Source organism: Capilliphycus salinus ALCB114379 (assembly GCF_047276495.1).
GTDB classification, from domain to species: domain Bacteria; phylum Cyanobacteriota; class Cyanobacteriia; order Cyanobacteriales; family Microcoleaceae; genus Capilliphycus; species Capilliphycus salinus.
Genome location: NZ_CP178543.1, coordinates 193,957 through 219,856, shown reverse-complemented (window position 1 = coordinate 219,856; position 25,900 = coordinate 193,957). Strand labels below are relative to the sequence as shown.

Below are 25,900 nucleotides of genomic sequence, written 5' to 3'. Positions count from 1 at the left end.
TATATAAAAAACCAAATTAATTTTGATAATTTCCCGAATCTCATCCCAATGATATGCCAAATTCCATTGCAAAAACCAACTATATTCTCGCCGTCGATGATTTGCCCGATAATCTCTTCCTTCTGAAATTAGCCCTCGAACAAGAAGGACACGATGTCGTTTTGGTTGAAGACGGAAAAACCGCTTTGGCAAAAATCGAAGCCTCACCGCCCAATTTGGTTTTGCTGGATGTAATGATGCCGGAAATGGATGGCTATGAAGTCACCAGGCGCATTCGGAGCAATCCCAAATATCCCTATATTCCCATTTTGCTAATTACCGCTCACGAACAGTCAAGCGTGGTGGAAGGTTTGGATGCGGGGGCGGATGATTTTATTCGCAAACCCGTTCAAATTGATGAACTGCAAGCCCGAGTTCGATCGCTATTGCGCCTCAAACAAAGTATCGATCAGCGGGAAAACTTTGTGCGCTGTTTAACCCACGATTTACGCACGCCTTTAGTCGCCGCAGATCGGGTGTTAAATCTGATGCAGCAAGGGGTATTTGGCGAGATCAATTCCTCGATGGAAGAAGCGATCACCACGATGATCGGCAGTAATAAAAACCTGCTCGATATGTTAAATACACTTTTGGCGGTTTATTCCTACGATATCGGCAGAAAAACCCTCAGTTTTGTTCCTTTTAACTTAAAGGATCTTTTACAAGAAATTATTGCCGAACTCGCACCTTTAATGGAGGAAAAAGCACTCAAAGTTAAGTTAAACGTACCCACCGAACCCAAAATTCAAGAATTTGTCGGCGATCGCTTAGAATTGCGCCGGGTGTTTACCAATTTAATTGCTAATGCCATTAAATTTACCGATGAAGGGAGCGTAGAAGTCAATGTAAGCTTGATGAATAATCACTCCTCTAATGGAGCTTACCCCGAGACCAAAATCGAGATCAAAGACACGGGAATCGGCATTTCTCGCGAAGATCAAACCACTCTATTTGAAGCGTTCCACCAAGGCAATCATAAGCGTTCGGGAAGTGGTTTGGGATTGCACTTGTGCCGGCAAATTGTACAAGCTCATCAAGGAACTATTACGGTTAAATCTCAAGTCAATCAAGGGACGGTGTTTACCGTTTGTTTACCTGGCGATCCGAATAAGAATGAATCGTAACTGCGATCGAGATTTTTGATAATTTTAGCAATTTTAACCGAAATCCGAATCTTTGTAAGGTAAGTTACAGTTCTGATCACGATTTAATGTTAGGTTATTACCAGAGAAATTAGAAATATCTACCTAATTTTTCGCGTCAGATTTCAAAGGTGGGTAAGGGTACAAGGCAGGCGACCTGCATCGAGCGAGAGCAGGCGCAAATTGCTTTTGAACTACGAAAGGTAAACCACAATGAATATTGCTCAAGGGATGTTTTTGGGTGTGGTGATTGGGATCAACTTTTTTTCTCTCATACCGAGAGGAATCACCGAAGAAGTTCAGCGACTCGATACCTATCAACAGCCTTCTGTATCCGCATCTGATTTAGAGGGGAAAGGGTTGGGTATGGGTATTAAGCCCTCCAGTGGGAGTTTTCCTCAGGGGGGACCTGAGTTGGATAAACCCTTTGAATACGAACCCGAATATTTGAATCAAGCCGTCGATCAAGCCGAAGTCGTGATTGATTCCAATTCCTCCCAACAAAACGGCGAGGGATTCACCCTCCCCTTAACACCCACCTTTAATTCTGAGGGCGTGGGAGTCCGGGGAATGCCCATACCGATCGGCAATTGAAGAACGTTAAACCGGGATTGAACATTCCCTCAATCCCCCTGCTCCGACGGGCCACAGTTGCCCCGCTCTGACCGCAGACTCCCAAAAGACTCGGGCGATCGCACCTGATCTGTGCGACTTTAATCTCCACAACAGCAAATCCTCAGACCCGGTGAGTTTTGAGGCAATTTCTGTGTCAATATAGAAAAACTGCCGGATTTCGCACAGGTGAGCAACTCCTGTGCCGATTGAGGTGGTTTGAGAGGAAATACTAGGTTAGAGTCTATGAAAATTGGCGATCGCGTTCGCGTCAAAACATCAGTTATTGTCTATATACATCCCGAACACCGCAATCAGCCATTTGACATTAAGGGGTTAGACGGAGAAATTATCTCTATCATTAAAGACTGGAATGGTAGACCCATTAGCCCCAATCTCCCGGTTCATGTCAAATTTAGCGATAAATTTAAAGCTCATTTAAAACAGGAGGAACTCGAAGTGATATCAGAATAAACCCCTAGAAACGGGTGAAAAGGGGAAAACAACAGACCCAAACACAGGGGGACATTAGAGATTAATCCATTGCCGAGCGTGGATCGCTGTCCCGTTTCTCTAGTTCGTCCCTCGTCCCCGCAAAAACCAACCGAAGACATTAATATCCCCTCGCATTTTGTGGAGTTCTTGCTGATGACGTTCTGCGGTTTCAGCATACCATTGACAATGCCCTTCAAAGTCCTCTCGATACTTAACCTCCTGATAAAATTCGGAAGTCACCTGATAAGCTTGTAAAATCTCAATTTCTGATTGTTGGATCTCTGTAAAACTTTGCTCCCATTGAAAGCTCATTGCCGCTCGAACCTCTGGCGCTAATTTCTTTTTTAACTTAACATATTTATTCTTAAGTCTTCAGCTTGCCCGAGTTATAAATTATATGATTCCGACTAATTAATGATTGTAATGATCGGGGCGGGTTACGCCTACGCTCTTTACTACCACTCAAAGATTGATATAAACCCGCCCCGCCCCATAACACGTATTAATCAACCCGATATCATATTACAACCATCCTCGCAACCGATAAATCAAAATTCCGATATATTCTTTTAAGGCTTGAGTAAATTGTTGTAAAGATTGAGTATCCGGTATCAAGTTTAAAATTGTTGCTTGTATGGTAGTTGTTGGCTGAAGATCGGCTTGAGAAACTAAAAAATCTGTGGGGGCGGGAATCACCTCTATTCCTTGACGCCGAAACACCAACAGCGATCGCGGCATATGCAACGCAGATGTTACCAATAATACCTTCCCCGTCAGATTTCTCTGCTCTAAAATTTGGCGAACATTCACCGCATTTTGATAAGTATTCAGCGACGCCGGGTCTTGCAAAATCGCCGATTCTGGCACTCCCATCGCGGTGGCAATTTCCGCCATATCTGCCGACTCGGGCGGTTGTTTTCCGTCCCATTGAATTCGACCTCCGCTTAAAATTAACCAAGGGGCTTTATCTTGTTTGTACAATAACGATCCGTATAAAATGCGATCGCCGGCTTCGCTAACATCCACCCAAGGGCGGGGCGGAATTGGCGGTTTTGTTCCTCCCCCCAAGACGACAATTGCAGTGGCTTTTGGAAGTTCACCGTTGGGGAGATTTTGTCCTTCTAGCGATCGCACTAAACTTTGAGAAATCCAGCTATTACTGCTAACCAAAAGAATTAATAATCCCAAGGCGATCGCACCAAAAGCGAGGCGGGGTTGTTTCCAGATTAAAATCAAAGCGGCGATCATTAATAGACAGGTTAATCCGAGAGGATATATAAATAAAGGTAGCAGTTTAGATAAAAACAAAAACATGGGATATAATTCCGAATAGGGAGCAGTAGTCGTCGGGTGAGTTGATTCAAATTTTACCGATTAACGGACCCAATTCTTATTAAGTTTTTTCCCGGACTTTTCCGAAACATTAACTGAAATTCATTTCAACTTTGCCAATTTTTAGGGGCCTTTACACACCGAGTCCTATCATTGATCATATAACGGGTGAATCTTGAGGCGAATAACCAACACATTTGTCAAAACTTAACAACTCAAAATTTGACAAAGCCCGAACAGAATCGACATAATTAAAGTTATGCTTGTTTACGGAGGGATCAATGGATAATCTCGAATCAGATTCTTTACCAACTGAGGTAATTTTAACTCATCCTCGACGGTCTTTAGGAAGTATATGCTTTGATTGGACACCCCAACCGGGTCATTATCTCGATCTTCAGGGTCAAACCTACGCCGTGTTAGAACGTCGTCACCGCTATCAGTTAAAATCGGGTCGTTATCGATTATATCAAATCTCACTTTATGTACAATCTGCCGATCGCCCCCAAGAAAGAAGTTTGGTTGATGGACGTTGGGTACTCGGCGATGCAACTTGTCAGTTTAATGCCCATTCAGAATTAGTTCGTTGTGCGGTTAATCCGGAAGGGCCTTGTGGTCAATGCCGTTATTATGAACCGAAAAACACTCAGCAGTCTAATTGAGGAATTCTTCAGATGGAGTCACAGGTGAAGCTAACTCAAAACATTCAGATCCGCCTGATAATCTTCGGCTGAAACCAATCGCCAGTTTGTATCTCCAAGCAACTCTAAAACCTGGTGATGATACTTTAATAAACTCAACCGATGTCCTACACTCACGTAGGTGGTTTGAGTATCTTGTAGCTTTTGATAGAGGCGTTCTTCATTCTTTAAATCTAAAGCGCTGGTGGCTTCATCGAGAATAGCATAGCGGGGCTGACTGAGTAACAAACGTGCAAAAGCCAAACGCTGTTGTTCTCCTAAAGATAGGACGTTTGCCCAGTCTAATTCTACATCAAAACCGCTGACTTGTTCGGGTATATAATCCAAATTGACCAACTCTAAAATTTGATGTAATTTTCCATCATCTACCCCTCGCTCTGTGAAAGGATATAATAACTGTTCGCGGAGCGTTCCTAAAATCATGTAGGGTTTTTGCGGTAAAAACAGCATTTCTTGTAAATTTGGACGAATTAACTGCCCGGTTCCCGAACGCCATAATCCTGCAATCGCCCGCAATAAAGAACTTTTACCGGCACCACTTTTACCCATAATTAATAATCCCTGACCCGGTTGTAAGGTCAGAGATAAATCCTGAACCAGAGTCTTTTGATAGTTGGGAGTATTCAGGGTAATATGTTCGAGGGCGAGGGGAGAATCGATGGTTAAATCAATCCGAGGTTCTCCCGGTTGAGGAGTGGTACGATCGGGATGTAAAGCTTCTGAAAAGGTAGCCAAACGGTTAATTCCCGCAGCAAATGCACTCAAGGCTTCAATCTGACTGACCACGACTGAAAATGCAGCTAAAACTTGACTAAATGCAAAGTTGGCTTGGGTAATATCTCCGAAGCGAATCTCTCCCGCAAAATAGAGCGGCGCCATAATTAACGACGGTAAAATAATCACAATATAACGATAACCTGTGGTAAAGTAATCCACATTTCGTTGCCAGCCGATTAACAGATTGAAGTTATGAAACGCCCTCAAAAATCGTTCTTTGATTTGCAGGCTTTCTTGTTCTTCACCTTGATAAAATGCAATAGATTCCGCGTTGTCGCGAACGTGAACTAAGCCGTAGCGAAAGTCAGCTTCTAGCCGCAGTTGGTTAAAGTTTAGTGGAATTAACCGTCTACCGATTAAAACAGTAATCGCCGTTCCAAAAATCGCATAAAATAGCAAAAATACGGATAACTTTTTAGAAATCGTCCAGAGAATTCCACTAAATGAAATCACATCAATGATCGAATTGAGGAGAATTAATAAGAATACTAAGCTGATCCGGGTAAAGGCTTTGATATCTTCGGAAATTCGCTGGTCGGGGTTGTCAATTTGTCGCTGAGATTCCAGTTTATAATAGGCGCGATGATCGAAATAGTTATCTAAAAATTTATCAGTTAACCATCTTCTCCAAAAGTTGGCCAAGCGATCGCGAGTGTAGGTGTAGAGGGCCACAATGGGAATCCCCACTACAAAAACACCCGCATAAACAAATAAAAATCGCCAAAACTCCGATTCATTTTTCTCGGAAAGGGCGGTTGTAAAAAAGTTGGAAACGTAGCTGATAATTACATTTAAACCGCTTACGGACACCGATAACAACAAAAGAATTGCTAAAAAAGCCCAAGGTTGCCAGCGAGATTCTAAGTTATCTTTATAATAAAATGCGGCAATCAGGGGTAAAATTAGCATCAAGCCAAACACCACAATCCAGGGAGATTCGATTAAACCCATTACGGTTTGATATAACCCGGGGGCAATGCTATTAAAAAATTCAGGTAACAGATATTGGCTTCCTAAGGTGACTCCGGCAACCAGTACAAAAACAGCAGCAAATAAAAACGTGAGTAGCAATAACAACAAACCCAGAAACACTTTGCTGCTTCCCGGTTCGAGGGGATAGAAAAACGGTTGGGCGATGGCTAAAAATCGCTTCCACAACTGGCTGTCAAATCGGTTCATTTGCTCTTTTGTTGAGGTCTCTATAGAGTTCTGAGTATCCAAGTTTCTGGTTTGATGGTAGGTGATTACAAATCCACTTGTCAAATATGTTACACGGGATCGCCAGAGGAGGAGGGGTTAAGCACCGCAAGGGTAATAAACTTCATCAGTCCGTACAACACCGTCAACACTACAAATGTTACAGACATGACGAGTAAAGGACGATGATTGATCAGATTATCTACCAAACTTCGGATTAAAACATCGGGATTGGTTATTATATCCCAACTGTTGAATCGCTGAAACCGTCCGAGATAAATTCCTATAGCACAGAGGGCGTGTATTGTCAACTCTGCCATCCAACGATTTTGTTTCCAACCTTGCCGATCCAAAAAGCGATCGAGGTAAATCAAGGAAAGCACATAGGCTTCAAACCCAATAAACATAAATAAAATATATTGGGGAATCAAAACCAACGAAATAATCCACACCGAATATCCCTGACGAATTTGGTCGATCAGATGAATGATATCTGTCAGAACATAGGGAGCGTTGGGCAGAAATAAAATAAACACCAAAACACCCAACCCCCACCGCAGTGATAGCGGCTGAAATTGATGCTGTCGTTGATGTTGCCAAATCTCTACACCCATCAAAATTAATGTAATTGCGATCGCGATCAACAGATAACGAGTATCTAGGCTTTGGATCAAACGGTAAAATTGTCGCCCGACTTGGTAGGCATTCGGCAGAAAACTCAAGCCGATCAGTAACCCGATACACCAAATCCAAATCGGCGATCGCAGTTTAGAGGGTTTGGAAATCCCGGGGGGAGAAAACAGCCCAAAACTGAAAGCCAGGGGAATCAACGCTAGAAATAGATTCCACGACATCCAGCCGAGATTTCCTCGAATTGCCTGCCAAGAGTCGGCGCTCCAATTAATCAGTATATCTATCATTTTATGGAATGGGTAAAAATTACAACCGCAATTGAGTAGAAAACTTTAGAAAAACTTTAGAAAGAAATGGGATGAACGGCAGTTTTTGGGCAATGAATTTGAGGGCGACAGAGACTTGAGATCTAGTTGGGCGGGAGAATTTTCTGAGTGACCTCTCAACTGTATCTTTAGGATCATGGTTCCCTCTGCCTGAATATTGTTATCGGCCATTCAATTCAACGGAGATCTTCAACACATCCCTTTGTGTTTCCGGCAAGTCAATTCTTTGACCCGACACCCGTCTAAAATTCATCAAACCCATCTCGAACTTTGACGGCCTGTCATTTGACACCTCAATCAAATTTATGAGAATAGAAGAATACTATCCAATATGATTGATGTCGTTCATGTATTTCAACAGGAGAACACCATTGAAAAAGTTATTCGCTTTCCTTGTGGTAGCCGTGACACTTTTGGGCTTCGCGATTCAACCTCCGGCTTTAGCCGACGCCAATCTCGCCAGTGGTAGCCAAGTTTTCGCCGCTAACTGTAATGCCTGTCACATGGGAGGCAAAAATGTTATCATGGCTAATAAAACTCTTAGCAAAGCCGATCTCGCCAAGTATCTCAAAGGATTTAGTGATGATGCTCAAGCGGCGATCGCTTACCAAGTCACCAACGGTAAAAATGCCATGCCCGCTTTTAAAGGACGTTTAACCCCGACTCAGATCGAAGATGTATCGGCTTATGTTCTTTCTAAAGCTGAAAAAGGCTGGTAATTTTTTCTAGATCTCGATCGCGATTGTGATCGGCGTAACGGTTTTAACGATTTGGTTTTGTCACAATCAACTCAACCGTTGACTCGGGGCGGAACTCTTAAGCCAAAAGATTCAGGGTGAAACCAACTCGACTGAGCTTAAGCGTTACGCCTCCTGTTGTTGTTGCTATTTTTTCTTCTAACTGATATGAACCGACTGTACCGTATCTTGTGCAGCCTGGGCTTTGCTATGATAATCTGGCTCGGCTACTCTCCGGCTGTTGAGGCTCAAAACCCCCTCAATTCAGCATCCGACGCTCAACAATACCTAAATCGGGGAATTGAACACATCCAACATCAGCATTACTCTCAAGCCTTAGAAGCCCTCAACCAAGCGATTCAACTTGATGATACCCTAGCCGAGGCTTATGGCGATCGCTGTTTTACCTCGATTCAGCTTGGCAACTATCAACCAGCTATTAAAGACTGTCTGCAAGCCACCCGACTCGAACCCGACGGTATTAATACTTATCTACACTTGGGAATAGCATACTACAGAAGTGGGGATTTGACAAATGCGATCGCCGCTTACGATTATTTGATCGAACATCAACCCGATGCCGTGTTAGGCTACTACAATCGGGGGCTGGCTTACTCCGAACTCCAAGAATATACAAAAGCCTTAGCCGACTATAACCAAGCTTTGAGCCACACTCAAGCCCTAGAAGAAGCCCAACTCGCCGAGATCTACATCGATCGCGGAATCGCCTATTTGATGAGCGATCAGATCGGTGAAGCCCGGGCCAACTTTTCCCAAGCGATCGGCTACGATGCGACTAACCCCAGAGCGCATTATAATCAAGCTTGTGCCTGTCGCCGTCAGGGGAACACCGAAGCCGCCCTCCAAGAGTTTAGCGCCACCCTCGCCCTCAACCCCGATCACGCCCAGGCTTATTTTAATCGAGCCATGCTCAGACAGCAACAAGGGCTGTACGCCGGAGCGATCGCCGATTTGCAAGCCGCCTGTAAATGCTTCACCCAACAGGGCAATCTCGCCGCCTCTCGGCATACTTTAGCACTGATGGAGAAATTGCAACAGTGGTTGCTCTCGTCTGAAATTCAAATCATCGCCTAATTTCCCCGGTCGGACTAGCACGATTTCGACTCAAAATCCAGAAAATTTAATTTTTTTTTAGAATGGGGAAAAAGGCCCGAATCTAACTAGAATGAGACCATCGTTCGGGTGAAAATTCGAGCATCTGTTATCTTAGATAGATAAAAATTTCTTTAAATCTATCATTGTTTAGTTAACAGCCTAGTTCAACCCGATTTAAGTCGAATGCCTGTGCTAGTAAATCTCTCAGAGCGACAACGCCATATATTGTGGGCGACCATCCGTCATTACATCGCCACCGCAGAACCCGTTGGCTCAAAAGCTCTTGTGGAGGAGTTTAACCTGAAAGTGAGTCCGGCCACAATTCGCAATAATATGGGGGCTTTAGAAAAAGCTGGACTCCTGTACCAACCCCATACCTCCGCAGGGCGAGTTCCCTCTGACTCAGGCTATCGGATCTATGTGGATCGGATGATCAAGCCTTCAGATACCGTCGCCAGTCAGGTGACGCAGTTACTCCGGGAACAGCTTGACGCCAAAAACTGGAGTATAGAAGCCATTTTACGGGGAGCGGCGCAAATCCTCTCAACCCTGAGCGGATATATTACCCTGATTACCATGCCCCAAACCACCACCGATAAGCTGCGACATTTGCAACTGGTGTCTATGGAACCGGGTAAAATTATGCTGGTTGTCGTTACCGATAGCTATCAAACCCAGTCGATGATCGTCGAATTACCCCAAGTCGATCAACAGTTGGAAGTTGCAGTTGCCGAAGTGATTTCTTCGCTTTCAGAAGACTCTGAACTCCTCGAACAAGAACTGCAAATTTTATCGAACTTCCTCAATACTCAACTGCGGGGACACGCTTTAGACGAACTTTCTACCCTCGACTGGAGCGAATTAGATCGCAAGTTTGAACGGTACACGAATTTAATTCGGAAACTGCTTAATGATTTAAGTTTACGCTCCCATTCCCCGGAATATACTCGCATTCAATTTAGCGGGATTTCTGAGGTTTTGCGTTTGCCGGAATTTTCCCAACTCCAACAAGTCCAAACCATTCTTCATTTACTCGAAGATGAACAGGAACAACTGTGGCCGTTGATTTTTCAAACCCCCGAAAAAGAACAGCGGGTTACAGTTCGCATTGGTGCCGAAAATCCCCTCGAACCGATTCAAAGTTGCAGCTTGATTTCTACACAATATTACCGTAATAAAGTTCCGGTTGGCAGTGTGGGAATGCTCGGGCCAACTCGCATGGTTTATGAAAATGCGATCGCCCTGGTTGAAGCAACAGCCGATTATATTTCAGAATCCCTGACTCAAAATTAGTTAGAGTGGGTTAATTTCTAGCTCTAAATATCCCGTTTCTCCATCGGGGGTGCGTTGAAATCTATACCCCTCAATTGTGCCGATTACAATCTCAGCCGTTGTATAAATAATGCAGCCCGTTTGTAGGTGTCCGCCGATGGTTTTTCCTTGAGTATCTGCCAAAGCAATATGCAGATGAATTCCCTCCGTCGATAGGGTTCCGACCAAAGAAACAATCTCAAACCGTCCCGACAAGCACAAACTGTCATCTTGACCCGCAAACCGCAGTGTTGCTTGTTGGAGACTGCCAACCGCCGTTAAAATAAATCCGGCTTGAATTTGATGAATGGCGGCGATTTTTTGCAAGCTGAGTTTGAGATCTTGGTTGGGTTTTAAGCGTAGGGGTAAAGCGTCGATCATCCCGTCTGAAGGTTTGTTGATTACATTATAATTATACTGGGATTCAAGTGGGGTTTACCGAACCGAACCGAAAAGTTAAACCCGAGAAACCGCCTCAACTAGAAGTCGGGTTATTGCGAGTTAGAAAGTCGTTAAAACCGAATCTAAACGAGAAACTAATTTAGTATTCTTAAACTATAGCAGGTGAGAGTTCAACCTGAGTTTAGAAGTTCATCAAAATCAATTAGGAGGTAACAGTCATGGCTTTAATGCGCTGGGAACCCTTACGAGAAATTGATACCCTACAACGGGAAATGAACCGTTTATTTGAGAGCTTCACCAACGATACTTCCATCGAACAAACCCGAGGAAGCTTTGTTCCGTCGGCTGAAATGCACGAAACGCCGGATGCCATTCATTTAAAATTAGAAGTGCCGGGAATGGAAGCCAAAGACATTGATATTCAAGCATCAGCCGAAGCCGTTTCCATCAGTGGCGAACGAAAATCCGAGATGAAAACCGAAGAAAAAGGAACAACTCGCACCGAGTTTCGTTATGGAAAGTTTCGCCGTGTGATTCCGCTGCCGGTTCGCATTCAAAATACTAACGTGACAGCCGACTACAAAGACGGAATTTTAACGCTGACCCTACCCAAAGCAGAAGAAGAAAAAAATAAAGTCGTGAAAGTGTCTCTGGGCTAATTGAAACGGGCTATAATTTGGGTTAAGAGAGTCAAGCTTACCCTTGTTTAGATATTCTAGATCCATCCGGGATTGATCGAAGAAGGATTGAACCCAGAGCATATACTCTAATCTTAGAACGGGAACGGGGAAGCAGAAAATCATTTGCTCAACCCGGTTCCCAATTTTGTTATCTTAGATAAAACGAGGAGGAATATCAATGCCAAAAACCGATTTTAAAGATTATTATGCTATTCTGGGAATCCCTAAAAATTCTAACCCCGATGAGATAAAAAAAGCCTATCGTCGTCTGGCTCGCCAATATCATCCTGACTTAAATCCTGACAATAAAGAAGCCGAACAAAAGTTTAAAGATATTAACGAAGCGAACGAAGTTTTATCAGACCCCGACAAACGGAGAAAATACGATCAATTTGGTCAATATTGGGGACAAGCCGGAGAAGGCGGTGTACCGGGTGGGGGTTTTGATTTTGACTTTAGTCAGTACGGTAATTTTGAGGACTTTCTTGACGAATTACTCGGACGTTTTGGCGGAATGGGAGGCAGTGGGACACGAACTTACAGTTATCGTACTTCCTCACCGCAGGGTTCTTCTATTCCTAACGATCCCTTTGGTGATTTGTTTGGGGGTGGAGCTTCTACTAGAGTTCCCAAACGGGATTTTGAAGCCTCAATTACCTTAACCTTTTCCGAAGCGTTTAATGGCGTTCAAAAACAATTTAAACTCGATGATGAGACGATAAAAGTCCGAATTCCTGCGGGAGTGAAACCTGGAAGTCGAATTCGCGTCAAAGGAAAAGGAGGAGTTAATCCCGGCAACCCCGAACGAGGTGATTTATATTTAATTGTTGATTTACAACCTCATCCCTTCTTTCAATTTGACGGCGATAATATCGTCTGTGAAGTGGCAATTCGTCCCGATGAAGCTATCTTAGGCGGTCAAATTCAAGTGCCAACTCCCGATGGAATGGTAACGGTAAAAATCCCCCCAGGCGTTGATTCGGGTCAATCCTTGCGGCTGCGAGGAAAGGGTTGGGTTGATCTCAAAGGAGGACGCAGCGATCAAATGGTTAAATTAAAAGTCGTCACTCCCAAAAGTTTAACCGATGAAGAACGGGAACTTTACCAAAAAATTCGCCAAATCAGTCATTTTAATCCCAGATTTAATCTGGAAAATATGCGGCTTTAAAACTTTAGATAAACCGGAAAAAATCCCCACAATTTCAACGGATTTCCGGTTTAATTTTTGTTTTTTAAAAAATCAATTCCGAATCGCGGGGGCAATTCCTCACCCGGAACTATTTAATCCTGAACTTAATCCTGAAGGTCAACAGGATAAACTGAAAATGAATAACAGCCCAAAAAACCGGAGAATGTCAATCCGAATCTCCGAACTATAAATCAAGTGCAGAAATAGGCTATCCTAGTTTCTAGACCTCAATAAAAGCTGAGATTAACCCCTTGAGTTTAAACAAAACAGGAGGAATTTATGCCATCCTACGAACAACCCCGTTTCTCATTCTCTCAGATAATTAGTTATGTTTTGACAATTGTTTTAAGCGTAGGTTTAACCTTATTATCATTGCGGGTATTTCCGGCTTTGGTGCTACCCCCGGCCAATGCAAATAGTCGCCCCGTCACCGAAGTTGTCGCCCTACAACCGGAAACCGAAACCGTCGCTATTTCCCCAAGAGATCCCGCCGTTAGTAACTTTGTCACCGCCGCCGTTAACAAAGTCGGGCCGGCGGTTGTGCGACTCGACACCGAACGCACGATCACCCAAAAACTCGATCCCTTCTTTGACGATCCCTTTTTTCAGCGCTTTTTTGGCGAAGATTTTACCCCTCCAAGCCCGCGAGAATTTCAACAGCGGGGACAAGGATCGGGCTTTATTGTTGATAGCAACGGCATTATTTTAACCAATGCTCACGTTGTCAAAGGGGCGGATAAAGTTACCGTAATTTTGCGAGATGGACGAGAATTTCAAGGGGAAGTGCGAGGCGTTGATGAACCCTCAGATTTAGCTGTTGTTAAAATTAACGGTAGTAATTTACCCGTTGCTCCTTTGGGAAATTCCGCCGAAGTTCAAGTCGGAGATTGGGCGATTGCCGTCGGTAATCCGTTAGGATTAGATAATACCGTAACCTTGGGAATTGTTAGCACGTTAAACCGTCCCAGTTCTCAAGTCGGTATTCCCGATAAACGCTTAGATTTCATTCAAACTGACGCCGCAATTAACCCCGGAAATTCGGGCGGGCCGTTATTAAATAACCAAGGCGAAGTGATTGGAATTAACACCGCAATTCGGGCGGATGGTCAGGGGATTGGATTTGCAATTCCTATCGATAAAGCTAAATCAATTCAAGACAAATTAGCCCGGGGCGAGAGAATTTCTCACCCTTATATTGGGGTGCGGATGATTACCCTAACGCCGGAGATTGCTAAAGAATTTAACAGTAATCCCAATTCACCTTTATTAATTCCCGAAATCAAAGGGGTTTTAGTGGTGGAAGTGATTCCCGAGAGTCCGGCGGCCCGTTCCGGTTTGCGTCGGGGCGATGTGATTACTCAAATTGACGGAGAAGCCATTACTACCGCCGATCAACTGCAAAATAAAGTTGAATTGAGTCGCGTCGGTCAACCTTTGAATATTAAAGTTCAACGGGGCGATCAAACTCAACAAATTGCGGTGCGTCCGGGCGAACTAGCAGACGCCGCGTTACGGTAAAAACCGGGTTTAATTAAAACATTTCCCCGCCTTCAAACAGCGGGGATTTTCATGGGTTAAATTGGGTCTGCGTACAACTCAAATTAGCGATCGCTGAGAGTCTTTCTCTTGATGCTCGTTGGGACTCGATAAAATTGATAAAACTTAAACAACCGGGGGGATTTATCGATTGCGAATGGCTTGAGCGTTAAGATACAGCTTTGTCCATTCGCTGAGAACTTGAGTTGTTTTTAACTTCAAGTTTTTGGCGATCGCCTCCAGAGTTTGACCCGCTTTGAGATCGGCAATAAGTTGACGTTGCATCGGGTTAAGACTCTCCCAATATTCCTCCCATTGACTCGGAGTTAAGCCCAAACGATGTTCTGACAAAGACGTTCCTAACCAGCCATCAACCAACTCGGGGGCGTGTTTGAGGGCAAAATTTCGCACGGCATGATAGCTGACTTTTTCCCGCAAACGGTAAACTTGTTTAATGGGTAGATTTAACAGCTTGGCGATCGCTTCTTGAGACTCACCTTTTAAGTACAGTTGTAACCATTCGGCCGCCACCGGGTCAACCCGTTCTCGCAGATAAGTTTCAAACTCGGTTTGTACGGTTAAACGTTGAAGTTGTTGTTCTTCGAGGTACTGAGTTTCCTCATGTTGGGTGAGGGCTTGTTCTTCGAGTAAACTGACTCGTTCTTCGGTTTCATCGGAGATAATTTCTTCTGAGACTTGTCGGACCCATTCCCCGGTTGGAACCTGCGTTAATCCCCCCCGTTGAGAGCGGCGCAAATAGTTGACAAAGCGGTAAACGAGTAAGGGTTGATTGCGGATCGGTCGCAGACAATATTCTTCTAAACTGGTCAGTAAAAGAGAATTTCGCAAGCGAGAATCCGTTGTACATTCGGCGATCCATTGTAATTGTTGCTGTAAATAGCGATCGCTATTGAGCATTTCTTGAATCACTTCTTGTAACACATCAATCACATTGCGCTGACGATCGCGACTGGTGGCGACCCAAGCCCGAATTTTTTGACGCAAAATCACCAAACCCCCCAATCGCTTCATCAGGTTGCGATAGGCTTGTTCGGGAGAGATATCTAGATAGCGTTGTTGCAAAACCCGATAGCGGAAACTTACCCCTTGTTCAAAGGCACTTTGTTCGGTGGGGGTCAGGTTGTCCAATTCGGCCGAATTTTGCCCTAATAACCATTGTATAATACTTTCGTGAGTTGTCTGGCTGTGGTTTGGGTAGTCGTTCTGGAGTTGAACACGCCACCGATCTGCTAAGGATTCTGCAAAACTCATTCGTGCTAGTCGATGATGTCACCGTCGATTGATTGAGGTACGAGTCATACAACGATATTAACACTACTATCGAAAAGCCAACATTATCTAGGAGCGATCGGGATTTTTACGAAAATTTATTAAGTTTATAGATTGACAGCTTAAGATTTTTATGCTTCGGTCGCCGAATCCTGAAAATTTCCTGGCCTCACGGTAAGAATGAATTCAAACTTATAATCATTTCCTTCGTTTTCAGCCAAAACTCATCTTTGAATAAATTATCAAAAATAAATTTAAACCCCTTGCAGCTTCAAAAAGAGTTAGATAAAATTCAATCAATAGCTTCATCGATCTACCCCAACTTAATTTAATGAATAAATAAATCAATGCTCCAAAAAATAAATCCGATTTCTGAGGTCACAGTATTTCCCGGCTTTTTAGATGCTGTCAAAACTCATTTTCCGGGATCTTTACCGCTCAAAGATTATATGAAAAAAACCTATGATTGCTTAAGCAAATATGGGTTTGAAGATGAAAATACAATGGGAATGATAGCCATTTGTCGAGATGAAATTACCGACCCTCTCTATGAAGAAGTGGTCAAATATTGGGGAAAAACCTTTAATTGTTGCAGTTTAGCCGGATTTATTACTCTGGGAAAAACCGGGTTAGCCGCAGCCACCGACCACACACCTATTTTTGATAATATTCGTCGTTTTACCTTTTATGCTATGCCTCACATTGCTATCTCGCGTTACGGAGAAATTGGCAAAGTTTACCGAGAAGGAATTCAAAAAGCCTCTCACGCTTGTGGGGCGTTAGAAAACATTGTTAAAGAGTTAGAATGCGGACATCTAAATCTAGAAATGGACTTACAAGATCTCGAACAAAGTATCATTCGTCAAAAAATACTCTCCTCTTTAAATTATGGCGATAAACCCAATTTAGTCGAGATTACCAAACTCGCTTGTCAGATTATTTCCCTGGACGTGGAACGGTTATTAAATCCCCTGGATTCTAAGATTTTTAACTATGCAGTAATGACCGGAATTCAAATTCACGGGCCGTTAGAAACACAGTGGATTTATCCCCAAGATTTTTATATTGTTAGTTCTCAGTTTAAACGCAAAAAAAAGAAAAGAATCACCATTTTTAAACGTTAAATTTATCAAAATGGGGCGGCTTGTAGGGGTGGGTTGATTACAGTTTACAGTTATCAGTAACCACAGCTACCAGTTTTTTAAGTTATCAGTTTTTTGAGCGATCGCTGGTAAACTGTTCACTGTAACCTCTTAACTGTTCACTGGTCACTGTAGAACTGTATAAACCCACCCCGTCACCATTTGAATTGCTACCAAACAAATTATATAATATTTGGTTAATTAATTCTACTCTGGGGTGGGGCGGGTTTAGATCGTTTATTTCTGAGTTTTATAAATCTCGGTAGAACCCGCCCCTACATCGAGATTTAATAATATTGTAGGGGCGAGTTCTGAGTTCACCTTGAATTCTAACAGAAAACTGTTCGCGCACCCGCCCCGTCACCATTGGAATTGCTAGCAAACAAGTTATATGATGTTCGATTGATTAAATTATGTTCTGGGGTGGGGCGGGTTTATATCATTTATTTTTGGGCTTGATAAATCTGGGCAGAACCCGCCCCTAGATTGACAAGGATTTAAGATAAAAAAACCTAATTGTTGATAAAAATTAAACTCATAAAACCGGATAATCACGTTAAAAATTAACCCAACCGACTCAAAAGACATTGGCAAAATCCGATAGTGTTGAGGATAATTGAAAAGAAGTCAGTTGTATGATTGAATTTTAGGGTTCCCGATGTTCAAACTACCCCTTCGGCTGCACAACAAAAAAGCGCTCGTCGCCGCTTTCCTGACCGGAATGGCAATCTTAGCGACAGTAGAATGGGTTGAACAGGCCGAACGAGAACGCTTTGAACAAGAAAATCGGGGCAAAGTTCTAGCGCGACTCAGTACCGTCAGAGCGAACCTAGAAAAAGCCCTCAACCAGCGCTTATTTCTCACCAGGGGTTTAGTCGCCTACGTGTCTACCGTCAACCCCAACCTTGACCAAGAAACCTTTGAACGCCTCACTCAAGTCATCGTCGCCCAACAGTCGGGAATTCGCAGCATCGTCCTCTACAAAGATAACACCGTTAGCCACATTTATCCCCTCGAAGGCAATGAAGCGGCTTTGGGGTTCAGTCCGATGTCCATCCCCGAAGAACGAGAAGCCATTGAACGGGCTATTCAAAATCGTCAAACTATTGTAGCAGGGCCGATTAATTTGGTGGGACTGACCCAAATTTCGGACGTCTGTCCAACTGATGCTCCTCGGATTGAAATTATACCCAATTCTCAGGAAAATCAACAGTCTTGTTTGGTCGAAGGGGGTATTGCTTTTATTGGACGAACTCCCATTTTTCTTACCCCTCCGAATCAGCTTCCAGAAAGTGGTGCATACTGGGGATTAGCAGGAATTATTATCGACCAAAATACCCTGTTTAAAGAAGCCGGACTTTTAGACAAAAACACCAATATAAAATATGCCATTCGGGGTAACGATGGACTCGGCGAACAAGGAAATGTTTTCTTCGGAGATGCCGAGATTTTTGAACAAAATCCCGTTCTTTCTTCGATTACTTTACCCAACGGTTCTTGGCAGTTAGCCGCCCTTCCGAAAACGGGTTGGTCGGTTCGTTTTCCCCTATCAATTTGGTTCCAGTTGGGGGGAATTGTTACCGCTATATTAGCCGGAGGATTAGTGTTTGTTTTGGTCAGCGAACCGGCCCGGTTGAAAAAAGCCGTTGAACGGGCAACTGTTGCCTTGAGAGAACGAGAAGATGCCTTAGAAAAAGCTAATAGTAATCTCAAGCGTCTTGACCAATTAAAAGATGAGTTTTTGGCGAATACTTCCCACGAATTGCGAACGCCCCTCAATGGAATTATTGGTTTGGCTGAATCGTTAATTGATGGGGCGACGGGTGAACTTTCGGACTTGACAAAATCAAATTTGGCGATGATTGTTTCCAGCGGTCGCCGTTTATCGAGTTTGGTGAATGATCTTCTTGATTTTTCTAAACTTCGCTATCAAAATATTGATTTACAATTAAAAGCGGTTGATTTATATGCGATTTCTGACTTGGTTCTTCGCCTGAGTCAACCTCTGATCGGAGCCAAAAATCTACGGCTAATTAATGCGGTTAATTCTCGGCTTCCTCCCGCCGAAGCGGATGAAAATCGTTTGCAACAAATTTTGCATAATTTAGTTGGAAATGCTATTAAGTTTACCCCCTCGGGTCAGATTGAAATTTCGGCGGAAAGGGTAGAGAATCCGGCGAATAATCAAGGGTTTTTGAAAGTGACGGTTTCGGATACGGGAATTGGGATTTCATCTGATAAATTTGAACGGATTTTTGAGTCTTTTGAACAAGCAGAAGGAAACACCGCCAGAGAATATGGGGGGACGGGTTTGGGCTTGGCAATTACCAAACAGTTGGTCGAATTACAGGGCGGGGAAATTGCGGTTGAGTCGCGTTTGGGCGAGGGTTCAAGGTTTAGTTTTACTTTGCCTGTAGCCGCAGAAAATTTAAGTCAAAATGGGAGCGAGACTAATTCAAACTGTCCGCTAAAATTAAACACAGAAAGTTTATTTAATCCGACTTTAACAGCATCTCCATCGACATCGGTTTCTCCTCAAACGGAAAAGAATAAAGATGATATTGCGGTTTTGATTGTTGATGATGAACCGATTAATTTACAGGTGTTGATGAATACCCTTTCCCTTCATCATTATGCGATAACTCAAGCTAGTAACGGTGAAGAAGCTTTGGCTATTATTGAGACGGGATACAAGCCCGATATTATTTTATTGGATGTGATGATGCCGAAAATGACGGGCTATGAAGTGACGCAGAAAATTAGAGAACGTTTTTCAACAACTGAATTGCCGATTTTATTGTTAACGGCAAAAACACAAGTTCAAGATATTGTTATCGGTTTAAATGTAGGGGCGAATGATTATCTTACCAAACCCATTGCTAAAGATGAACTTTTAGCCCGAATTAAAACTCAGATTAATATGTGCCGTTTGAGGGCGGAAAATTTACGGTTATCTGCGGAAATAGAAGTGATTCAAAGATTGCAGAAAATGGTTTTACCGAAAACGGGAGAATTAGAAGAAATTGAAGATTTAGAAATTGCTAGTTTTATTCAACCTGCCGATGAAGTTGGGGGAGATTATTATGATGTTTTACAACAGGATAATCAAGTAAAAATTGGGATTGGAGATGTGACAGGACACGGATTAGAAAGCGGTTTATTGATGATTATGGCGCAAACCGCAGTCCGAACTTTACAAGAAACCACCGAAACCGATCCGGTGAAATTTATTGATATCCTCAACCGGACTTTGTATGGCAATATTCAGCGGATGAGTTCGAGTAAAAGTATGAGTTTAGCACTTTTGGATTATACCAATAAATCGATTAAATTGAGCGGTCAGCATGAAGAAGTGATTCTGGTTCGTGCCGATGGAAATCTCGAACGCTTTGATACCGTTGACTTGGGTTTTCCTATCGGTTTGGATGCCGAGGTTGCAGAATTTATCGCCGAACAAACTATTGATTTAAGTTGCGGAGATGTTATCGTTTTATATACCGATGGAATTACCGAAGCCGAAAATATTGAGGGGGTTCAATATGGTTTAGAGCGGTTGTGCGAAGTGATTCTCAGCCACCATAAAAATTCGGCTGAAAACATCAGACAAGCCATTGTAGAAGATGTTTGGAGTTTTATTGGCAAACAAAAAATATTTGATGATATGACCGTAGTTGTGATAAAACAGAAATAGAGTTAGACTAAAATAAAGCCTGTTTTTATTGAAAATGCTCGCCGAACAGGTGTTTCCTCTGTCTAGAAAATGAGCTTCACTCTCCTGCTTCTATCCTTTGTTGATTGGTTCGTCAGATTTCCTCATCCTCCGAGCAGAAATTCAAGCCTGCGGAGAATATGTAAAGATCGACACTCAAATCGGAATTTCCCCGTTGAAGTTAGCTAAACTAAAATTTGAGTCGTTAACTTCAAAAAAGTACCATGAACAGTCATAATCAACTAATGGTAGTTTCCGCGACTTTAGGATTGACGATTGGCAGTTTCTGGCTCGCCGAGTCCGCCAGCGCCGTACAGCTTAAACCCCTGACTTCTGTTCCCTCAGACTTGACTCCGTTGGGATGGAAGGTCGAAGGACGAGCGGGAGGTTTAGGAGGAACAGACTATGAGTTTGCCATAGGGCCAAATGGAGCGCAAGCTGACAATACCGGTCAAATTTATTGGGATTGGGAAAATGGAGTTGAGGTCAACTGGTTTCTCAATTGGGATGGTACAACCGCTCTGTTTAGTGTAGAAAATCTTGCTCCGATTTCCTATTCGGTATTCCCCCCTTCTGAGGCGGTTTTTGATGGCTTTTCTCTGTTGACAGTTGCCAAAACTGAAACGGGTTTTGTTGAGCCGGGAACGAAGATAGAAGTCGCCGTTCATCAAGTAAATGGTATCGGGGTTGAAGGGATTTTTAGCCAAAGCGTAGCCCCCAATATTGGGGCGGATTTAAACCAATTGTCTTGGGCGAGTGATACCTTGATTTCAAGTTTAGCTGGAACCGCTCGCATGAGTTGGAATACACTCAATCCTAATCAAGCTCAAGCCCGCTCTCGTTTGGACTTTCAAATTGTCGGATTTGATATCAATTCAACTCCTAACACTTCTATTCCAGAACCCTCGTCAGTCTATAGTCTTTTAAGCTTTGGAGTCTTCGCTTTTGGATATTTACTGACCAAAAATAAAGCCCAAAGTTAGTTAAAGTTTTTTGTTAAAATTCCCGGCTTGAATCTTCTATTTTGTGGTTAATTTTTCCTCAAGTTGGGAATATTGATAACAGGGGAAAGTGAGCAGTTTTACATTTGCCGAACGAAACTCAGAGAATTTTGTGAATTGGGATTGAAGCGAATAGATGCAACCACCAACCATTATTTGTGTAGATGATGAAATTTTTCTACTCAGAAGTTTAGCAGAAACACTCAAGCGAAAATTTGGAGAAAACTTTGCAATAGAAGTGGCAGAAACCGCCGAAACTGCCTTAGAAATTATCGCCGAGTTACAGGCGGAAAACGTAGATATCCCCTTAATTATATCCGATCAAATTATGCCGGATATGAAGGGGGTTGATTTGTTAATTAAAGTTTATGAAAAATCTCCGAAAACCCTGCAAATTCTTTTAACCGGAAAAGCCAGTGTAGAAGATGTAGGAAAAGCCGTTAACTATGCAAATCTTTATCGATATATTAGCAAACCTTGGCAAGAAGACGATTTAATTTTAACCGTTAAAGAAGCCCTAAGAAGTTATTCTCAAGACCAAAAATTAGCCGAACAAAACCTAGCTTTGCATCAGTTAAACGCCAGTTTAGAACAAAAAGTAATTAAGCGAACCGCCCAACTTGAAAAAGCCAAAAAAGCCGCCGAACTCGCCAACGAAGCCAAAAGTAACTTTTTTGCTTTTATGAGCCATGAACTCCGAACCCCTTTGAATTCAATTCTAGGTTTTAGTCAACTATTAGCCGGCGATCCCACTTTACAAGAAGAACATCGAAAACAGATTAAACTTGTTAACCGAAGCGGCGAACAATTGCTGACTTTAATTAATGATATTCTCGCCATTTCCCGTTTAGAATCTGGTTTAATGACCTTAAATGAACGTCAATTTGATTTGCATCGGTTGCTAAATTTTATTAAAGAAATGCTGGAAATCAAAGCCACAGCAAAAGATTTACAATTAATTTTAGAATGGAGTTCAAATTTACCTCAATATATTTACGCAGACGATGTAAAATTGCGCCACGTCTTGCTTCATTTGGTCAGTAACGCCATCAAATTAACCGAAACGGGAAGAATTACCTTGAGAACATTTCAAACCCCATTTCCTGGTCAACAGTCCCCGGAATCTATAACCATCCATTTTGAAGTAGAAGATACGGGATTGGGAATGAATTCCGAGTTTATAGAACGTTTACTTTTTAACCCTTTTCAAGCCCCTTTAAATGGAAATTTAAGCGAAAAAATGGACTTAAATTGGTCGATGAGTCACGAATTTATTCGGTTAATGGGGGGAGAATTAATCGCCCAAGCCGCAGTAGATAGGGGTTCTATTTTTACCTTTAAAATTCAAGCCAAGGTTTACCCCCCAGCCGAGCAAAACTCCTCAAAATTCCCCGGACAAATTCCACCGCAGTCAGTCCCCATTTTGGATCAAGACGTTCTCAGTTCAGAAAATATCTGCGCTCAAAGTTTAGCACTCATGCCCGGAACTTGGATCGAACAACTCTATCAAAGTGCGGCGCAATGCAGCGATCGCCAACTTCAGTCTTTGATCGAAAAAATCCCTCCAGAACATTCTACCCTCGCTCAACTCCTAAAAGAGTTAGTCGAAAATTTCCGATTCGATCTGATTATGGAACTAACCGACCCTTATGTTTATAAGTAATACCAAATCCGCGTTCTACGACTCGACTTGCTGAGAAAGGGGCGTCGGGTTTCGGGTTTGCGATGTTAGGGACGGGTTTATAAAGGTTTTTTGTCAGTGACACACACCAATAGCCGAGGCGCGCCCCTACCAACCCGACCCCAATTCCGTGTTAACTGTTAAGGTGCGAGAACCTCAACCTTAACCGGAGCAACACCGCTACTAATCATACCGATCGCTTCTGCGGCCGCTACCGATAAATCAATAATCCGACCCCCAGTAAATGGCCCGCGATCGTTAATCCGCACCACCACCGAACGACCATTGTTAGTATTAGTCACTCGTACAGTCGTCCCAAACGGCAGAGAACGATGGGCTGCGGTCATTTCATACTGGTTAAATCGTTCGCCATTGGCGGTTAACCGGCCGTGAAAACCCGGGCCGTACCAAGAGGCCCAACCTTCAACCGCATCGAGCACCCGACGATTAAACGCATTTTCAAGATGATTCAAGGGCGATTTGCCTTCAATTTTGCTCAGAGGCGGTGCGTACCCCATTTGTCGCCGCAGTCGATTTGTTGCTTGTAGCGCATCTTCAGCCAGATTTTGGGTTGTATCGGGTAAAATCGTGTCTGAATCGATAACAACGAGGGTTTGTCCTTCTATTTCAATGCTGTAGTTTTGTTGGTCTTCGTTCCAGCGAACCCCGATACTGTTTGCATCAATTTGGTAGCGGTTCAGTTGGTTCAGTTTCGCGGCTAACTCGCTGGCTCGGGTGACGGGATCGGTACTGGCTTGGGACGGAGAATCAGAACTCGGCGGTTTCAAAGCCTGCGCTGATAAAACGTTGGAGTTCGGCATCTTTTCCCCTCTTTCCTCGGAGTTGGGAGTTAGGAGTTGGGAGTTAGGAGTTGGGAGGATCGCAGATGTTCCCTGTTCCCTCTTGTCTAATAACTGGTGACTGGTGACTGGTAATGAGTGACTGATTGCTGTTTCTTCGACAAAGGTGAGAACCGGTATATTTCGCACATAGAGGGTTGCAGCTTGGCGGTTATTCCACTGATGGGCTTTGATCGTGGCGATCGCCTCAAATTCCCCATCACTGGCGGAATTCGATTGATATTCTCCCACTTTGACTACAGTGTTGTGAGTTTCTGTGTGACTGGACGCTTCATCTGTAGTCTCGGGTTGGGTGGCTGCTCCCACAACGGTTTGGGCCTCGGTGAGTTCTTCTTCTTCTACCTCGGGCGTCAGGGGCGCTTGTTCGGCGTGACTCGATAAGGAGACACTTAAACTGGACACCAAAACCATTGCGGTTAAACCACTTAAAAGTTTGTGCTTCATATGCCAATTAAAAAAAATCACCTGTTGTTCGAGTCTTCAGGGTTATCCCGACCTGAGCTAATTTTGCAGATTAACTCATACTCGTAACGTGTTTACTTTTGTAAAAGTAACTGCAACAGAGTAACACGAAGTTTCAAAATAGGGAATTGGTAATTCTTGCTGGTTTTCAGTTTCGCCTAAAAACTAGACCGTCTAGTTTGGCTTAAACTTCCCTTTAGATGGGCATTCTAAGAATTTCTACTTATTAAATTCCGGGCTTATAAAATTTTCTGATAAATGAAAATAGACCGAAAAATCAGTCAGGAGTCTGACAAAACTAGACTTATAGCGCTACCGGCGATCGCGAACATCCGAAAAACCCGGTCTGTATTTCAGTTGTCCGTTCCCAAAACTTGGTAATCTAAACAGTTGAGAACATCAAAGCCGACAACGGGTAGGTAGAGTATGGATTATCGAGAAGCAGGTGTAGATGTAGCCGCAGGTCGAGACTTTGTAGACCGAATTCGCGACTCCTGTCAATCAACCTATAGACCGGAGGTACTCGGCGGCTTGGGAGGGTTTGGCGGTTGCTTTGAAATTCCAAGCGGTTACTCTCAACCGGTGTTAGTCTCGGGAACCGATGGCGTGGGAACCAAACTCAAACTCGCCACCCAACTCAACCGTCATCAAACCGTCGGTATCGATTTAGTGGCCATGTGTGTCAACGATGTTCTCACCTGCGGCGCCGAACCCCTATTTTTTTTAGACTATCTCGCCACCGGGAAACTCAACCCCGAACAACTCGTTGAAGTGGTAGAAGGGATTTCAGAAGGCTGTCAACAGGCCGGATGTGCTTTAATTGGGGGAGAAACCGCAGAAATGCCCGGATTTTATGCGATCGGAGAATACGATCTGGCTGGCTTTTGTGTGGGAATTGTCGAAAAAAGTCAAATTCTCAACGGTTCCCAGGTCAAACTCGGGGATGTGGCGATCGGTTTGGCCAGCAGTGGGGTTCACAGCAACGGGTTTAGTTTGGTTCGCAAAATTGTTAGCACGCACCAACTGAGTTGGGAAGATTGTCCGCCCGAATTTGCCGGTCAATCTTTGGGAGAAGTGTGTTTAACGCCGACGAAAATTTACGTTAAACCCGTATTAGCGGCTTTAAAATCCTTAGAAATTCACGGGATGGCGCATATTACCGGGGGCGGTTTACCGGAAAATTTACCCCGGTGTTTGGCGCCGGATCAATCGATTCGGATCGTTCCCAATAGTTGGCCGAATCTGCCGATTTTTGAGTGGATTGCTCAAACGGGAAATGTTCAACAATCGGCGATGTGGGAAACGTTTAATATGGGGATTGGTTACGTGGTGATTGTGCCGCAAGAGCAAGAAACATCAACAATAGAATGGTTTGAATCTTGCCAGATTTCCGCTTATAAAATCGGCGAGGTGATTCCGGGTTCGGGAAGTTTGGTGATGGATTAATCGGAAATACTTCTATGTTTGCTATTGAGGCTCGATTTCTCCGGGCTGCATCGAACCGGGGAGAGGCTTTTTTAGCAAAGATTT

General features: G+C 43.5%; 22 protein-coding genes. 15 read left to right on the top strand and 7 right to left on the bottom strand.

Annotated features, from left to right (window positions below; genetic code table 11):
- Positions 1–53: 53 nt before the first annotated feature.
- From ACL6C3_RS01000 to ACL6C3_RS00990, 3 genes are all read left to right on the top strand, one after another.
- Positions 54–1,163: a response regulator gene (locus ACL6C3_RS01000; RefSeq protein WP_413164480.1), complete on the top strand. Its 1,110-nt coding sequence runs from the start codon at positions 54–56 to the stop codon at positions 1,161–1,163.
- Between the two features lie 231 nt (positions 1,164–1,394).
- Positions 1,395–1,775, top strand: a complete 381-nt coding sequence (locus tag ACL6C3_RS00995; RefSeq protein WP_413164478.1) for a hypothetical protein — start codon at positions 1,395–1,397, stop codon at positions 1,773–1,775.
- A gap of 264 nt (positions 1,776–2,039) precedes the next feature.
- Positions 2,040–2,267: a ferredoxin-thioredoxin reductase variable chain gene (locus ACL6C3_RS00990; protein ID WP_413164476.1), complete on the top strand. Its 228-nt coding sequence runs from the start codon at positions 2,040–2,042 to the stop codon at positions 2,265–2,267.
- Positions 2,268–2,366: 99 nt separating this feature from the next.
- On the opposite strand, the gene ACL6C3_RS00985 is transcribed toward ACL6C3_RS00990, so the two are convergent.
- Both ACL6C3_RS00985 and ACL6C3_RS00980 read right to left on the bottom strand, forming a co-directional pair.
- Positions 2,367–2,600, bottom strand: a complete 234-nt coding sequence (locus ACL6C3_RS00985; protein ID WP_413164474.1) for a hypothetical protein — start codon at positions 2,598–2,600, stop codon at positions 2,367–2,369.
- Between the two features lie 210 nt (positions 2,601–2,810).
- Entirely contained in the window at positions 2,811–3,602 is a 792-nt protein-coding gene (locus ACL6C3_RS00980; protein ID WP_413164472.1) for a YdcF family protein, read from the bottom strand.
- Between the two features lie 299 nt (positions 3,603–3,901).
- On the opposite strand from ACL6C3_RS00980, the gene ACL6C3_RS00975 reads away from it, so the two are divergent.
- A complete protein-coding gene (locus ACL6C3_RS00975) occupies positions 3,902–4,282 on the top strand; it encodes a DUF6464 family protein (protein ID WP_413164470.1) in 381 nt (126 codons plus the stop codon).
- Positions 4,283–4,312: 30 nt separating this feature from the next.
- Here the strand turns inward: ACL6C3_RS00975 and ACL6C3_RS00970 are convergent, their stop codons facing one another.
- Both ACL6C3_RS00970 and ACL6C3_RS00965 read right to left on the bottom strand, forming a co-directional pair.
- Positions 4,313–6,277 (bottom strand): ABC transporter ATP-binding protein/permease, encoded by a 1,965-nt coding sequence (locus ACL6C3_RS00970; RefSeq protein ID WP_413164469.1) that lies wholly within the window; start codon positions 6,275–6,277, stop codon positions 4,313–4,315.
- A gap of 89 nt (positions 6,278–6,366) precedes the next feature.
- Positions 6,367–7,215, bottom strand: coding sequence for a DUF1361 domain-containing protein (locus tag ACL6C3_RS00965; RefSeq protein WP_413164468.1), 849 nt, complete (start codon positions 7,213–7,215; stop codon positions 6,367–6,369).
- Between the two features lie 410 nt (positions 7,216–7,625).
- On the opposite strand from ACL6C3_RS00965, the gene petJ reads away from it, so the two are divergent.
- The 3 genes from petJ (at position 7,626) to ACL6C3_RS00950 (ending at position 10,400) form a co-directional block, all read left to right on the top strand.
- The gene (gene petJ / locus ACL6C3_RS00960; RefSeq protein WP_413164467.1) at positions 7,626–7,973 is read left to right on the top strand and encodes a cytochrome c6 PetJ; all 348 of its coding nucleotides are present in this window, start codon (positions 7,626–7,628) and stop codon (positions 7,971–7,973) included.
- A 228-nt stretch (positions 7,974–8,201) separates the two neighbouring features.
- Positions 8,202–9,086, top strand: coding sequence for a tetratricopeptide repeat protein (locus tag ACL6C3_RS00955; RefSeq protein ID WP_413164466.1), 885 nt, complete (start codon positions 8,202–8,204; stop codon positions 9,084–9,086).
- A 204-nt stretch (positions 9,087–9,290) separates the two neighbouring features.
- Entirely contained in the window at positions 9,291–10,400 is a 1,110-nt protein-coding gene (locus ACL6C3_RS00950; protein ID WP_413164464.1) for an HrcA family transcriptional regulator, read from the top strand.
- Here ACL6C3_RS00950 and ACL6C3_RS00945 read toward each other — a convergent pair whose 3' ends face one another.
- Complete coding sequence (locus tag ACL6C3_RS00945; protein WP_413164462.1) at positions 10,401–10,799, bottom strand: PPC domain-containing DNA-binding protein; 399 nt, start codon at positions 10,797–10,799, stop codon at positions 10,401–10,403. It abuts the gene before it with no gap.
- Positions 10,800–11,038: 239 nt separating this feature from the next.
- Here ACL6C3_RS00945 and ACL6C3_RS00940 point away from each other — a divergent pair, with 239 nt between their 5' ends.
- The 3 genes from ACL6C3_RS00940 to ACL6C3_RS00930 all read left to right on the top strand — a co-directional run bounded on the left by ACL6C3_RS00940 (position 11,039) and on the right by ACL6C3_RS00930 (position 14,207).
- Positions 11,039–11,479 (top strand): Hsp20/alpha crystallin family protein, encoded by a 441-nt coding sequence (locus ACL6C3_RS00940; RefSeq protein ID WP_413164461.1) that lies wholly within the window; start codon positions 11,039–11,041, stop codon positions 11,477–11,479.
- A 199-nt stretch (positions 11,480–11,678) separates the two neighbouring features.
- On the top strand, positions 11,679–12,668 hold the full coding sequence (locus ACL6C3_RS00935; protein WP_413164459.1) for a DnaJ C-terminal domain-containing protein: 990 nt from the start codon (positions 11,679–11,681) through the stop codon (positions 12,666–12,668).
- Between the two features lie 300 nt (positions 12,669–12,968).
- Positions 12,969–14,207 (top strand): HhoA/HhoB/HtrA family serine endopeptidase, encoded by a 1,239-nt coding sequence (locus tag ACL6C3_RS00930; protein ID WP_413164457.1) that lies wholly within the window; start codon positions 12,969–12,971, stop codon positions 14,205–14,207.
- Positions 14,208–14,369: 162 nt separating this feature from the next.
- Here the strand turns inward: ACL6C3_RS00930 and ACL6C3_RS00925 are convergent, their stop codons facing one another.
- A complete protein-coding gene (locus tag ACL6C3_RS00925) occupies positions 14,370–15,497 on the bottom strand; it encodes a HetZ-related protein 2 (protein ID WP_413164455.1) in 1,128 nt (375 codons plus the stop codon).
- A 365-nt stretch (positions 15,498–15,862) separates the two neighbouring features.
- Here ACL6C3_RS00925 and ACL6C3_RS00920 point away from each other — a divergent pair, with 365 nt between their 5' ends.
- The 4 genes from ACL6C3_RS00920 to ACL6C3_RS00905 all read left to right on the top strand — a co-directional run bounded on the left by ACL6C3_RS00920 (position 15,863) and on the right by ACL6C3_RS00905 (position 23,030).
- Positions 15,863–16,639, top strand: a complete 777-nt coding sequence (locus ACL6C3_RS00920) for a hypothetical protein (protein WP_413164453.1) — start codon at positions 15,863–15,865, stop codon at positions 16,637–16,639.
- Between the two features lie 676 nt (positions 16,640–17,315).
- A complete protein-coding gene (locus tag ACL6C3_RS00915; RefSeq protein WP_413164451.1) occupies positions 17,316–20,348 on the top strand; it encodes a SpoIIE family protein phosphatase in 3,033 nt (1,010 codons plus the stop codon).
- A gap of 242 nt (positions 20,349–20,590) precedes the next feature.
- Positions 20,591–21,349 carry a choice-of-anchor W domain-containing protein gene (locus tag ACL6C3_RS00910; RefSeq protein WP_413164449.1) on the top strand — a complete coding sequence of 253 codons (759 nt, stop codon included), beginning with the start codon at positions 20,591–20,593 and terminating at the stop codon, positions 21,347–21,349.
- A 154-nt stretch (positions 21,350–21,503) separates the two neighbouring features.
- Positions 21,504–23,030, top strand: a complete 1,527-nt coding sequence (locus ACL6C3_RS00905; RefSeq protein WP_413164447.1) for a histidine kinase dimerization/phospho-acceptor domain-containing protein — start codon at positions 21,504–21,506, stop codon at positions 23,028–23,030.
- Between the two features lie 158 nt (positions 23,031–23,188).
- On the opposite strand, the gene ACL6C3_RS00900 is transcribed toward ACL6C3_RS00905, so the two are convergent.
- A complete protein-coding gene (locus tag ACL6C3_RS00900; RefSeq protein ID WP_413164445.1) occupies positions 23,189–24,352 on the bottom strand; it encodes a septal ring lytic transglycosylase RlpA family protein in 1,164 nt (387 codons plus the stop codon).
- 444 nt (positions 24,353–24,796) lie between these two features.
- Between ACL6C3_RS00900 and purM the strand changes: the two genes are divergently transcribed.
- Positions 24,797–25,816, top strand: coding sequence for a phosphoribosylformylglycinamidine cyclo-ligase (gene purM, locus ACL6C3_RS00895; protein WP_413164443.1), 1,020 nt, complete (start codon positions 24,797–24,799; stop codon positions 25,814–25,816).
- Positions 25,817–25,900: the final 84 nt, after the last annotated feature.